This window comes from Shewanella algidipiscicola (genome assembly GCF_003605125.1).
In the GTDB taxonomy this organism is placed as follows: Bacteria; Pseudomonadota; Gammaproteobacteria; order Enterobacterales; family Shewanellaceae; genus Shewanella; species Shewanella algidipiscicola.
Map to the genome: position 1 here is coordinate 32,235 of NZ_QPQT01000006.1, position 14,122 is coordinate 46,356.

At 42.9% G+C, this 14,122-nt stretch carries 8 protein-coding genes; 3 read left to right on the forward strand and 5 right to left on the reverse strand.

The genetic code is table 11. The features are described 5' to 3' along the window. Positions 1-115: 115 nt before the first annotated feature. On the forward strand, positions 116-619 hold the full coding sequence (locus DVO77_RS07675; protein WP_119977926.1) for a hypothetical protein: 504 nt from the start codon (positions 116-118) through the stop codon (positions 617-619). Between the two features lie 276 nt (positions 620-895). Next, a complete protein-coding gene (locus DVO77_RS07680; RefSeq protein WP_119977927.1) occupies positions 896-2,212 on the forward strand; it encodes a tyrosine-type recombinase/integrase in 1,317 nt (438 codons plus the stop codon). A gap of 2,451 nt (positions 2,213-4,663) precedes the next feature. On the opposite strand, the gene DVO77_RS07685 is transcribed toward DVO77_RS07680, so the two are convergent. The 3 genes from DVO77_RS07685 to DVO77_RS07695 all read right to left on the reverse strand — a co-directional run bounded on the left by DVO77_RS07685 (position 4,664) and on the right by DVO77_RS07695 (position 7,355). Continuing rightward, the gene (locus tag DVO77_RS07685; protein WP_119977928.1) at positions 4,664-4,999 is read right to left on the reverse strand and encodes a hypothetical protein; all 336 of its coding nucleotides are present in this window, start codon (positions 4,997-4,999) and stop codon (positions 4,664-4,666) included. Positions 5,000-5,663: 664 nt separating this feature from the next. Beyond that, positions 5,664-6,935, reverse strand: a complete 1,272-nt coding sequence (locus DVO77_RS07690) for a Y-family DNA polymerase (protein ID WP_119977929.1) — start codon at positions 6,933-6,935, stop codon at positions 5,664-5,666. A gap of 12 nt (positions 6,936-6,947) precedes the next feature. Further along, complete coding sequence (locus DVO77_RS07695; protein WP_110457635.1) at positions 6,948-7,355, reverse strand: LexA family protein; 408 nt, start codon at positions 7,353-7,355, stop codon at positions 6,948-6,950. A 373-nt stretch (positions 7,356-7,728) separates the two neighbouring features. On the opposite strand from DVO77_RS07695, the gene DVO77_RS07700 reads away from it, so the two are divergent. Beyond that, positions 7,729-10,131 carry a Lon protease family protein gene (locus tag DVO77_RS07700; RefSeq protein WP_119977930.1) on the forward strand — a complete coding sequence of 801 codons (2,403 nt, stop codon included), beginning with the start codon at positions 7,729-7,731 and terminating at the stop codon, positions 10,129-10,131. Positions 10,132-10,227: 96 nt separating this feature from the next. Here the strand turns inward: DVO77_RS07700 and DVO77_RS07705 are convergent, their stop codons facing one another. Then, positions 10,228-11,148, reverse strand: coding sequence for a manganese-dependent inorganic pyrophosphatase (locus DVO77_RS07705; RefSeq protein WP_119978034.1), 921 nt, complete (start codon positions 11,146-11,148; stop codon positions 10,228-10,230). A gap of 239 nt (positions 11,149-11,387) precedes the next feature. Further along, positions 11,388-13,967 carry a M1 family metallopeptidase gene (locus tag DVO77_RS07710; protein WP_119977931.1) on the reverse strand — a complete coding sequence of 860 codons (2,580 nt, stop codon included), beginning with the start codon at positions 13,965-13,967 and terminating at the stop codon, positions 11,388-11,390. Positions 13,968-14,122 lie beyond the last annotated feature (155 nt).

The following is a 14,122-nucleotide window of genomic DNA, read 5'->3' on the forward strand; positions in this document are numbered from 1 at the left end:
CGCAATGATACTTGAGCAATATCAAAAAAGATAGGAATTATGCGGCATGCAACATTGATCCAGATCAAAGTCCCCGTATAGAATGTAAACACTATGATTCAAAAGGTTAAAAATTGTGCTAAGCAAGCAAATAACTCGCTTTTTTATCTTAACTATTTCAGTGCTAAATATCATCTTACTGACGGCATGCTCTGAAGGTAACGATAGTACTGTTGTTGCTCAAAATACTACTGAATACTCAGCATTCTCAATAGATAATAACTTGTGTCAATTCGCACAAGCACCTTGTCAACAAACAGTAAATGGTATTGATATAAGCCTGAGCATCACACCTGAGTCGGCTCCCAGTGAAAAACCGTTAGCGGTATCATTAAGTTTTTCTGAATCGGTGCAATTATTGGGTGCTCGAGTCGAGGGTAGAGACATGTTTATGGGGGTTATTCCGTTAAATTTAACTGAAACCGCAGAAAGTCGCTATAATGGTACCTTAGTCTATGGCTCATGTAGTAGTAATTACATGGTTTGGCGGATGTTTGTTAGCTTTAACGTTAAGGGACAACAACAGCATGTAATGTTCGACTTTTTGGCCGACAATCACCCTGTCGATAATGCACGCTAAACCATGTTGCGTCGATTGACCATTATCATGATTACGGCTAACGACGAAACATAAGCTCAGGCCTTGTTCGCTGTAAGCAGCGTACTAATTTGCTGTTGGGATTTAATATTGGGTAAGTAAAGCACGATAACCTTAATTGTCCTGTGTTAAGCTTTGATTCGATGTTTTCCGTTTAATCTAAATACTAGAATTGATTCATTAAATTAAGCATATTAAATGCATGACTCATGATAAAATCAGCGGTAACACTTGCTACACTCTTCAAGTAATTTGCTAATGCCAAATAATCACGCTCAATCAATCACATCATTGCCAACCGTACTGCCTTTATTTGAGTCAAAAGACTTTCTCGAGCAAGGCAATCCCATTATTAATCAACATATCACGGCATTGAGTATTAATGGCATTGAAGATGCGGGCTTTATTTATGAGCTCTCTTGCGATCTATTATTTTCTCTGCGTGACAATGAAAACAGCTATAAAAGCTATCGTAGTGAACTCAGCTGCTTTTTGCATTGGTGTTTTGATGTGGTTAAACAATCACCCGCGCAGATCTCACGCCGAGATATTGACAAATTTGTTGCCTATTGCCAACAGCCACCTAAAGCGCTTATTGGCTATTATAATGTGGCGCAATTTAAACTTGATAAAGCAACGGGACAGCGTCTACCTAATCCGCTTTGGCGACCCTTTGTCGGTAAAAAGCGACTTGGCGTCGAACAAAATTATGAGTTGAGTGACAATGCTTTAAAAACCAAAATGGCAATTTTATCATCCTATTATGGTTTTTTAATGGCCGAAGATTATTGTGAGCGTAATCCTGCGCAAGCTTGGTTGAATCACTCGCGATTTGCCAAAAAACATAAATTTTTAGTCAATCATGACGATATCGACAGCTTGGCTTTTACCGAACTGCAATGGTCATATGTCATTAGCAGTGTGGAAGGGCTTGCCCAAACTTCTCCAGAGACTCATCAACGCAGTTTATTTTTAATTAAGCTCATCTATTCCTGTTATTTACGAGTATCAGATGTCAGCGCAAGAGCTGGATACAGCCCCATCATGGGGCAATTTACTCAGAATAAACAAACGGGTATTTGGCGCTTTAATATTCCGCAGAGCAAAGGGGGCAAACAGCGTTCGGTGCCTTTATCCAATGCATTACTCGCAGCATTAATCCAATACAGGCAATATTTAGGTTTAAGCGATCTACCAAGTTCTAATGAACAAACGCCACTATTTGTACGTCATCGCGCTGCTGGCCGAGGTAGAGAAAGCGGACTGATCAACGCTAATCTTGGTATTCGCCAGGTGAGGGAGGAAGTGCAAAAAATCATCGAGTATAGTGCCGACTGCGCTGAAGCTGATGGTATGACAGAAGATGCCAAAGCGATGCGATTATTAAGTGTACACAACATACGCCATACCGGGATCACGCACGATATTAATTTACACGGTAGACCGCTTTCACATGTGCAAGCCGATGCCGGACATGAAAGTATCGATACCACATCGCAATATTTGCATACTAGTCAATCGGATAGGCATCAAAGTGCCGCAAATAAACCAATTGATACCTTATCGGGAATATAATAAGTAAATGAGAAGGGCAATGTAGTGTTAATTCCTAGCGCATTGATCGTTGCATAAGGTCTTTATCTGTCATAAGACTGCCTTTATGGTTATCCTTTCACTTTTAATCATAGTTAACAGCAGAAGTTAAACGGGAAGCCATGGCAAAAAAGTGATGAAGAACAGTGAGCGACACAAGTTGATGGTCAATGCCCAGACAGTAGATTTCTGGGTGAGGGCAGTCTAAATTAACACAACATTGTTATGGGTTCAGTTCCCCCTTTATTATTCATCACTAAATAATGAATACAATTTTAAACTCATTAGCGGGCAGGGGAATCGCAATAAAACCACATGTAATATAATAAGTTAATTACCCCACACAAAAGCATTTGATGCTATCGCTAAAAATATGTTTTTCAATGGATGTAAATGTTTAATGAATAATTAAAATATTCCATTAAGTTCATTTCATAGAGCGCAGAATGAATAATTTACTAACTTAAATCATTAATACTAGTCCGCCATGCAAACCTGATTTGTTATAACAAACCACACATTCAAATTGACACTTTAATGCCGATAATGATACTTATCGGCATTAAAGACCAATGTTCATGTCTTGCTTATAGCTATTATCTCGTGGTTCTTCAATCAGTTTGGTAGGTTGTAATTAAAAGGAATAATAAAGCAAGCCTAAAGTTGCCTACGTTCAATAATATAAAGATGGATTTTTGCAATGACAATTGTCAATTACTTTGGTTTTTACTCAAGCGTCATAGGAAATTAAATGCACCACATACGACTTGAATCATTAGCTTTTTATGTGTCAACCTTTGGTATATTAAATGTTGGCTATACATTTTAAGTAAAGATGATGTTTTATTCAATTTACTTATGGATGCTTTAAACGATTTCTAAACTCAAGTAAATAGTGCACCAATCATAGTAAATACTAATACTCATAAGTGCAGCACTGTGAGGTTAAAATTAAGGCGTCGCTACGTGCATACAACAAATCTGTGTGGGTAAAACCACGCTAGATTTCACGTAGCGATGCCTTTAAAAGACTCAGTTGAGTGCCAACCGATTAATGTTCGCTACAGTGTTGACGATAAGAAATACTGTTATACGGAATTAATTGACCAAACGCCTTAGACATTAGATGTGTTCATAGCTCATTTGCGGTATTCAACTAAGCGGATTACTACTGAGTGATTCGGTTAATGGTCATGGTCACAGACAATTATCGGTAGCATTGATCTATCTAAACACTCAATGTTGCGTCGCTTGGCAGCCCAACAACCAAACCAATAAAAATTGTTTGACTCGATAGCGTTAAGGTAATTATGCCTGACCGATGTTTATATATGGTAAGGCGCTATCTATCGACTCATGATTCAAACCATGACTTATGGGCGTGGAATGCTTATCTTTAAAATGTAATGGCAATTACCACTACACAATTCCATTTCTACAGCCTTACACCAAGATGCGCACAATGTATATTATGTTAAATTTGGTCTGGTTGTGATTTAGTACATGTATGATCTAGATCAATACCTTACATGAAATCCGTTGTCATTTGACTCAGCGAAATCTCTATGCGTATATTCGTACATAAAGCACAAATCTACGAGTAGTAAGTTGATCATGTACAAAGTTGAAAATTGTAATGGCGAGTTTTACTGCCTGATGGATGTGTTGACCACTATGCCCCCATTGTTGGCGTTAAGGTGGTTAGAAGAAGAGTTAATGCAAAAAGCACTTGGAACTCAAAAATCTTATCTTGATTCGCTCAAACTGTTTTACGATTTTTGATTGGCAAAACATTGCGTATCTCTCGATTTCTCATTTCATCAAAGTGAGTATCGAGATGTAGAAGCTTTGACCCATGAGTTGCAGCGTTCTGGGATTACCTACTTTAAGATAAGCAAATTTCTAATGTGGTTATGCTTCCACAGCCAACTAACAAGCAACACACTCTCACGCAGAAAAAGCGAACCGCTGCAAAACATTTCCAAGTTGTTTGTAATTTCATTTCGTATCTTTCTCGCACTTATCTAACTACAGCGTACCGAGATGAAGACCCACTAATACTTAGACGATACCGGACAGACGTACAACTACGACTTAAAGACGCCACGAGCAAGTTTTCTAAATGGCAGAAATCAAGCAAAAAATCTTCTGCTTATGACTCTTAGTAGTTTGACCTCTCAACAGTATGAAGACTTTATTCGTGTTCTTACGCCTGATGTTATGAAGCCTTCCCACGTTAAATTACCTAATGGTAGTGACGAGGTCAGCTTTTCCTTGATAAATAAGAACGAGTTCAACCCAATAGTCAGCTATGAAGTGCAAATGCGGAATTATCTTCTGACCAATATTTTATTTCCATCGTTAAATCATTACATATTGGCCTACTAAAAAGGACGCAAGGTTATGCGTCCAGTGATGTAGCATGTGAGAAGATTAATTTTGCCGGATAGGAGTCAATCCTTTGTTGCGGCTCTCAACCGCATCCTCTAAATCGAACCCAGAATCACGCCAGCTCTTCGCTTCTTGAGGTAGAAACTTCTGTCCCCCCCACGCCATTGCATCTTCTAAATTAAAGCCCGCGATGTTCCAATCTGATGCTTCAGCAGCATTAAAACCGCTAAGATGCCATTTTTGAGCTAATGCAGAAGTAAAGCCTGCTGACTTCCAAGCTGAGATCTCATCCGCTGACATACCAGACCAATCTTTTGGCATAGAACTACATGCAAACAATATTAAACAAATCAATAAACTAGAACCAACTTTAAACATAGCGCCTCCACAGATTTTATCATTAACACTATTAAATATTGCAGTTTAAATATCACCTAACATTCTGCCATCGTTCAGCGAAAGCATGGTTACTCCATAAGCGAAGCTGGCAAAAGTAAAAACGCTCTATCACTGCCTAGTGTTCTTGCTATTTCACTATTGACATCCATCGTTTCACGTTCCAAATCAGCTTTCTATTCAGATGTAACACATCCAAAAGAAAGACCCATTAGATACCCAAACTTCTTCAAACCCTCATCTACTTTGAGTATTGTTCAGTGAAATACTACAAAAATAGCGTAGTCTCGGTCGTGAGTTTATGCTAATTTTCTTGGTGAAATATTTATCTTGTCAGTAACTTGACCTGACTTTTGACCTCGCGAATTCAACTTCAAATGTAGCATTTTTGTCGTTTGGGATAATTCTCTCTCTATAATCAACTACGCCGTAAGCCGATAATCAAAACTCACTCGATGAGTGACCTCATTGTTAGATTTTACGCTCTAAATTCGAACTAACTAAACTAGAAACCACCATCGCCATATAAAAACGCCAACGATTGACTCTAAGTACATTTATAGGTCTGCGCGATGAGAGTCACAGGATTGATTCAACCAGCTGATAAAGCTCTGCCTTATCGCCGTTGTGTCATAACTAGAATATATCAACATTTTATCTGTGGCACTGAGTGCCATTTGGTGGTGTATTGTGGTGTAAGTAAGTCACGGCGCATCATCCATTTGGGTTCAATACCTTGAGCGGCAAGAAATACTGCATCGGTTCCATAACGTTGATTAATACCATCTAAGGTTTGCATGAGGGGTAAATTAGCTTTTGAGACAGTAAATAAATCGAGCTGACAGTATTTGTCACTGGTTAACTCAAGTAAACCTATGCCAATTTTGTAATACCGTACCCCTTCCCTAAATAACTTATGTGCCGCTTGGGTCATGGCTTTGGTTAGCTCAATGCTGCAATTGGTGGCACAAGGCAACTCGACTAAGGTTTTAAAGCCAGTGGTTTTAAATCCTGTGGGTTGGTCGTCATAGGGAGAGTTATTGGCAAATAGCAGCATGGTTTGACAACATAAGCCTTGCTTGCGCGCTTTTGCTGCAGCAATGGCAACATGTTTACTTAAGGCTTGTAATAACGATGACTTATCGCAAATGCGTTGCCCCATACTTCTGGTGGAGAAGATCTGCTGCTTATCAGCTCGCGCTTCATCCCACACTTTACATACCTGGCCGTTGAGTTCTCGCACGGTGCGCTCAACCTCGATACCAAATTGTTTACGGGCGGCGCCTGGTGGCATAGTGGCAAGTTCATATGCGGTGGTTATTTGCATTAATTGCAGCCGTTTACTTAGCCGCCGTCCAATTCCCCATACATCACTCACTGCCAATTGCGTTAAAATGGCCACACGTTCCTGCTCGCTATCGATAACACAAACTCCTTGATAGCCTTCAATTTTCTTTGCGGCATGATTAGCGATTTTCGCCAATGTCATTGTTTCGCCCATACCAACACAAACCGGTAAACGGGTTTCTTTCCAAACGGTACGGCGGATGAGTTGGCCTTGGGTTCGTAGGCATGGAATTGCCGGATAACTCTTTTTAAAGGAGAGAAATGATTCATCAATCGAATACACATGCTGCTCAGGAGCAAAACGGCCAATGATATTCATCATTTTATTGGATAAATCAGCATACAACTCATAGTTGGACGAGCAGGCAATGACCCCGCGCTGCTCACACAATGATTTCACTTTAAAATAAGGCACAAATTTTTGGATGCCGGCTTCTTTTGCCTGTCGATTTGCGGCAACAACACACCCATCGTTATTACTTAATACTACGATAGGTTTACCGCGCCAATCGGGACGAAAAACCTGCTCGGCACTGCAATAAAACGCGTTGGCATCGATTAAGGCAAACATAAAAACATCACCTTAATGATCCACCAGTAGTGGGCTTTGACGGTGACAACGAATCGATCGAGTGACAACGCCTTCGATATTAAAAATATCGTGGTCGTGAATGCTAATAGGTTGATATTGTTGGTTACATGACAGCAATAAACGTCGCTGGGTGTCGATAATTTTACAGACAAACTCACCATTGAAGTTGGCCACTATGACATCGCCACTGCGGGCGCATTCATGGCGGTCAACAATAATCACATCACCATCAAAAATGCCGACGCCTTGCATTGAATCCCCCTGTGCCAACCCGATGAAAGTCGCGTTGGGATGTACTATCAGTAGTTCATCTAAACTTAAGCCTAATTGGCAATACTCAGCCGCAGGGCTTTCGAATCCAGTAATGCCAGCACTTGCTGGAAAAGGAATAACACGCATAGATAAGACCCAATAAGTACACTGTATATAAACACAGTTATTTTAGCAGCCAGCTACAAAGGCGCAAGTTTATTTATCAGCGGGGTTAGGTTTGACAACAAGTAATGTCATTCAGCAGGCCAATAAGTTATGTGTGTGTGGCGTGAAGATGACACGATTTTTATCTGGATCATTCACTTAAGTATCACCTACTGGCGTATTTTCCTCTAAAGGATCCACTATAAATCATAGGGAATAGATTATTTTTAGTATGAAAAACAATCAAACGAACCGGTTTGTTAATAATATGGCCTTAATTGAGTAAATGACTGCTGTCATTTGTGTGACCGCTGTTTACACTGAAGTTAATATTTTCATATGAGATAGTTAGCGTATGCCAATCTCCCCTCTTACCAGTGCCGAACTTTACCTACCATCCCTGCTAAGCAGTTTAGATGCCAAAGTAAAATCGACTAAAAGCCTTAACCCGTTAGATAAAATCGTTGGCCAAGAGCGGGCCCAAAGTGCCGTTGAGTTTGCCATGTCGATGCAGGACAAAGGCTACAATATTTACGCCATCGGCCGTAATGGTTTGGGTAAGCGAACGATGGTGATGCGCTATTTAGACCGTTATGATCCTGGTCTGCATCATCCGCTTTATGACTGGTGTTATGTGGTTAATTTTACTGACGCTCGCACCCCCAAGGTGCTGCAACTGCCTCAGGGTAAAGGCGCCCAATTTAAAAAAGATATTGAAGAGTTGATGAAACGACTCGTCAAAGCCCTGCCCTTGGCATTCGATAACGAGATTTACTATACCCGGGCAGACAAATTAAAAGCACAACTTGCCAGTAAACAAGAAGCGGCATTAAATAAGATCACTAAAGAGGCCGCGGCTAAACACATTAGCTTAAGCATTACCGCTCAGGGCAGCTATGAATTGCTCGCCATGAATGGTGATGAACCCCACTCTGAAGCCACATTTGCAGCATTAAGTCATAAACAGCAACAGACGCTTGAAAATAACATCAGTGAAATAGAATCAAAGCTGCGTGAAGTGGTGCGTAAATTTACTGCTTGGGAAGAGCGTTATAGCGATCAACAACAAAAGCATGACGAACAGGTGGCTCAAGATGTCTTAGTGCATTTAATGGATCCATTAAAGCTAAGCTATGCAGACTATCCCGTGATTAAGGCCCACCTGCATGATATGCATAAAGATATTATCGAAAATCTGGATATTTTCTTAGAGCAAAATGAAGAACAAGTTGCACTTGCTTATGCGTCGATGCAGAAAAAAATGCCCCGCCGATATCAAGTGAATGTACTGGTTAATCAAGCCGATAAAACCATGCCTATCGTGGTGGAAGAGAGCCCTAATTATCACAATATTTTTGGTTACATCGAGAATGCGACCTTTAAAGGCACTATTTTTTCTGATTTCTCTTTGATCCGCCCAGGCAGCCTACACCGCGCCAACGGTGGAGTGTTGATGATCGATGCCATCAAGGTATTAGAGCAGCCTTATGTGTGGGATGGATTAAAGCGGGCACTGCGATCACGCCAGTTAAGCTTAAGCTCACTCGAACGAGAGGTAACCTTATCGGGCACCATTTCGCTTGATCCCGAGCCAATGCCGCTCAATGTTAAGATTATTCTCTTTGGCGATTATCAAACCTACCAGCTATTACAACATTACGATCCTGAGTTTAAAGAGCTATTTAGAGTGACCGCCGACTTTGAAGACGAGATGCCACGCACCGCACAATCTGAGGCGCTTTACGCCCAATTTATCTCCAGTATTGTCCGTGGTAATAAGATGCTGCATTGCGATAGAGGGGCCATAAAACGGATCATCGAGTTTAGTGCGCGTCAGGCCGACTCAAAGCATAAATTATCCCTACACTCAGCCGACATTGCTAACCTATTACGTGAAGCTAATTACGTAGCAAAATCCAGCAACGCCAATATGATAAGAGTTAGTCATGTAGAGCAAGCCCTCTATAATCATGAGCTTAGAGTGTGCCGCTTAAAAGATAATGTGATGCAAAGTTTTGTCGATGGCACCACTCTTATCGACACGGCCAACAAGGTTGTCGGTCAGATAAATGCGTTATCGGTTATTGCCACCTCGGATCATCAATTTGGGGTACCTAATCGTATAACGGCCACCACTGCCTACGGTGAAGGGGCAGTATTTGATATTGAACGCAAGGTAGATCTTGGTGGCAGTATTCACTCAAAAGGGGTGATGATCTTAACCGCTTACTTGGCAACCTTGTTTGGTCAAACCGATAAAATCCCTCTGTCGACTCACCTCACCTTCGAGCAAAATTACGGTGGCGTCGATGGCGACAGCGCATCGATGGCCGAGTTATGTGCTATTTTATCGGCGTTTTCGGGCCTGCCATTAAGGCAAGATATTGCGATCACAGGCTCGATGAATCAATTTGGTCATGCTCAGCCTATCGGTGGCGTTAATGAAAAAATCGAAGGTTTTTTCGATGTTTGTACCATAAAAGGACGCAGCGATAGCCAAGGGGTGATTATTCCACAGGCCAACGTGCAAAATTTAATGCTGCGCGCCGACATAGTGACAGCGGTTAACGAAGGACGTTTCTCTATCTGGGCGATTAATCATGTTTCAGAAGCCATTGAATTACTCACAGACATAGCTTGCGGCGAGCGGGACTTTGAGTTTGAAGATTATCCGCCGCAGACAGTGTTAGGTATAGCGGATAAACGCCTGCAAAAATTACGGCAGCATGCGAAGCAACAAGCCAAAAAAGCCGACTAAGCCATAGGCCTTAACACGCGCCACAAAAAAAGCCGGCAACTGCCGGCTTTTTTACAACTGACTATCAATACAAGTTATCAATATAAGGGAGTAGCTTTATGCTAGCGCATCTTGTAATGGCGGCACCACCTGCTTTTTACGGCTCAACACACCATCAAGCCAAACGCGGCCATTTTCGGTCGCTTTGCCATAGGCGCGGGTGGTGAGTTCGCTGTCATCAGACACCACCAACATTTCAGAGCCTTCTTTCATGATATCGGTGAGCAACAACAGCACACTGTGACGGTTACCTTCCGCTTTTAAGGCGGCAATATCGGTTTCAAGATCGGCTTTGATGTCGTCAAATACTGACAAATCGATCACTTCAAGCTGACCAATACCGATGAGTTTACCATTCATGTTGAAGTCTTTAAAATCGCGCATCACCAGATCGCGTACTGGCGTGCCTTCGACCGCAGACTTCACCTTAAACATCTCCATGCCTAGGGCTTTGTAATCTTCAATACCGGCAATGTCAGCTAGCGCTTCAACACATTTTATGTCGGCAGTGGTGCACGTCGGAGATTTAAAGATCACTGTGTCACTTAAAATAGCACATAGCATGATGCCAGCGATATCTTTAGGAATTTCAACACCATAGAAATCGTACATCATCTTGATCACTGTGTTGCTACAACCCACTGGGCGGATCCAGCACTCAAGCGGAGTCGATGTGGTTAAGTCACCCAATTTATGGTGATCGACAATCCCCACAATCGTGGCTTGCTCAATATCGTCAGGCGCTTGAGTTAATTCAGAGTGGTCAACAATATACACTTCTTCGCCAGCATAACTTTCTTTAAATTCAGGCGCGTCAAAACCAAAACGCTCCAGAATAAAGGCCGTTTCCGGTGAAAGTTCGCCAAGACGGGCTGCAATGGCCGCTTCGCCTATCTGATTTTTAAGGTAAGCGAGCGCGATTGCACCGCAAATAGAATCTGAATCAGGGATCTTATGTCCCACAACGTACATTGGCATAATTAACTCTCGATGAAAATTTTGCGGCATTTTATCAAAGTCGACATCAATTTACAGTAGCTTTACGCGATAAAATAGCAGTGTTGGCCATTAACTGCACTCGCCGCCTAAATCATACAGCCAGGCCCAATTGCTCTGGTGGCGTTATTTTATCGTATCGCTTATTTAACAACCATCAAGCTACGCAAAAAAAAGCCCACACATGCGGGCTTTGGTCATAATAAGTTATAGCTGAGTAGCTATTGCTGCTGAAGAAAACTCACCACACTGGCCTGCTCGCGCTGTTTTAATATAACGCAGTCATTAACCTGCTCATTAAGTTTAGCTAAACTGCGGCCATAACCGGCGACTTGTTCAACTTTTGGGGTGAAAAACACCTCAGCACGCTCAAGTGGTGCAAGCTCACAACCACTGGCGAGGTAACCGGGTAAGCGAGGCAGTGCAAACGGCGGTAATTTACTGGCTATGGCAGCGTAATGTGCATAGGCCCAATCACGAAAAGCTTGTTTGCGATCATCACGATACAACTGCCCCGCATAAAGATAACTCAGATCCGGCGCGGTTATCGCATCGGTCAGACTGTAAGCCAATATCTGTTGCTGCAACTTGCCCGCAGGCGCATAACCTAAGGCATACAATAGATGAGTGCGTTGTTGAGCATCTTTAGTGATTTCAAACTGACGCTGCATCTGCTCAAGCAAGGTGTCATCGCCATTAAACGCGGCTATCTGCAGATAAGTACCAATCAGGTAGGGATCGGCCGCATCGCTTTGCGTTAAATACGCCTGTGTCTGTTTGGTTGCTGTTGCAATGACATTGGGATCTTGTCCCTCAAACCCAAGCAGCGCAATCAGTGTTGGGCGCAATTTGCTTATCTGTGGATCTTCGCCATCGACGGTCGATAAACCATAACGCTTGACCGCTAACTGGGCTCTGGCGGTCACAAACTTAGCCCATAGCTGATGATTGCTAGCGTCGATAAAGGTCTGTTTTTGTGCCTGCAACAGCCCTAATGCACTGGCGACCACCTGTGGATGCTGATCATCGACAAATTCGCCGACAATATTGAGCAGTGCGCCGCCATCAATAAAGCCTGCATCAAGCAGAGCATCGGCGCCCGACAGCAACGCGAGTCGCTCACGTGGATTGAGTGCCGTTTTGGCTGTGGCTAATAATGCACTCAGTTGTTGCTCAGGCAGTAACCAACGGTAATAACCCATGCCGTCGGCATCGGGGAAGACCCAAGTGGGGGCAAAGGGCAATGTAAAAGTTTGACTTGGCTTATCAAGCAGTAAAGTTTGTTGCTGACTCTGTTTAGCATCGCCAAACTTAAGCGACACAGGCACTGTCCAGATTTGCGCCGGAGCTTGCGTCCCTGCACTCACAAAGCGCTGCTGAGATAAGGTTAGTTGATCACCATTAAGACTGACTTTCACTAGTGGGTAAGATGATTGCTCGATAAAAGTGCGTAGCACTTGGGGGACATCTTTACCTGAGGCTTTCGCCAGCGCGTTCCACAGATCGTCGGCGGTGGTATTTTTATAAGCATGATCTTGAATATATTGACGAATACCCGCCTTAAAAGCGCTTTCCCCAATCCAGTTTTCAACCATGGCGAGCACGGCTTCCCCTTTGCTATAGGCTAAGCCTAAGCCATCCATAATATCGGCCTCATTATTAATCGGCTTGCGAATGGGCTTGGTCGATAAACGCGCATCTAGGCTCATGACGCGGTTTTTGGGCAAACGCAAGTTGGACTCAAATTCTGGATGAGTCTGATGGGTAATTTTAGCGGCCATCCAACTAGCAAACGCTTCGTTTAACCATAAATCATTCCACCACGCCATGGTCACTAAGTTGCCATACCACTGATGGGCTAGCTCATGGCCTACGATAGAGACCGTACGTTGACGGGCACTTTGGGTGGCGCTGGCATTATCGAGTAACAAAATATCTTCACGGTAAGTGACTAACCCGGCATTTTCCATGGCGCCAAACGGAAACTCTGGTACGGCGACAGAATCGAGTTTTGCAAAAGGATAATCAACACCAAAGTAGTCCTCCAATGCTCCTAATACGATAGGCATCTGCTCGGCGGCATATTTGGCTGACGCAATTTTACCTTTAGTGGTGATCACCCGGCCAGGGACACTCATGCCCTTCACTTCTATCTCTTCAAATTGTCCCACCGCAAACGCCACTAAATAAGAGGAGATGATCTGCGTTGGCGCAAAGGTATGTATGGTCATGCCATCTTGCTGCTGAGTGCCGACCTCCGGAGTATTGCTATACACCTTTTCGCTACTAGGAGCGCTAATGGTGAGCTGAAATGGAATTTTATACTCAGGCTCATCGAATAGCGGAAATGCACGACGTGCATCACTCATCTCAAATTGGGTAAACAGATAAGGTAAGTCGCCATCGATAGTCTTATATAAGCCGACAGATTGCCGATTATAGGGGGCGGTAAAATCGAGCGACAAGGTGTATTCACCTGGGGTAATAGTATGCGGGCAGCTGAGTTTCACTATGCCGGTGTCGAGCATGGTGGCCGACATTTCACAGGGCTTATTGCCACTCAAGGTCACATTACTGGCAGTGTAGGCCAGCCCATTGATGTCGAGCACCTTAGTGGCGTTGAGCACGTTAAGGGAGATTTGGGTCGAACCTGAAAAATCATCACGGGCCGGATCCAGTGACAGCTGCACCGCTTGAGAGATAGGTTTAGCGACTTTACTTAATACAAATTCATTGGCACTTAGGCTAGTGCAACTGAGCAAGGCTACGGTCACGAGTCCGCCGTTAACGATACGGTACATGAAATCCCCTTTTTTTAGAAATAGAGTGATGATTAGGTGGTATCGCCGTTCACTCACAGGCTGAAATTTATGTTATACGACTAAATATCAGTAAGTTATGTTATTACGGCTAACCATTTATATTGATGATTGTTAATTAATCTCTGCTGCTGGCT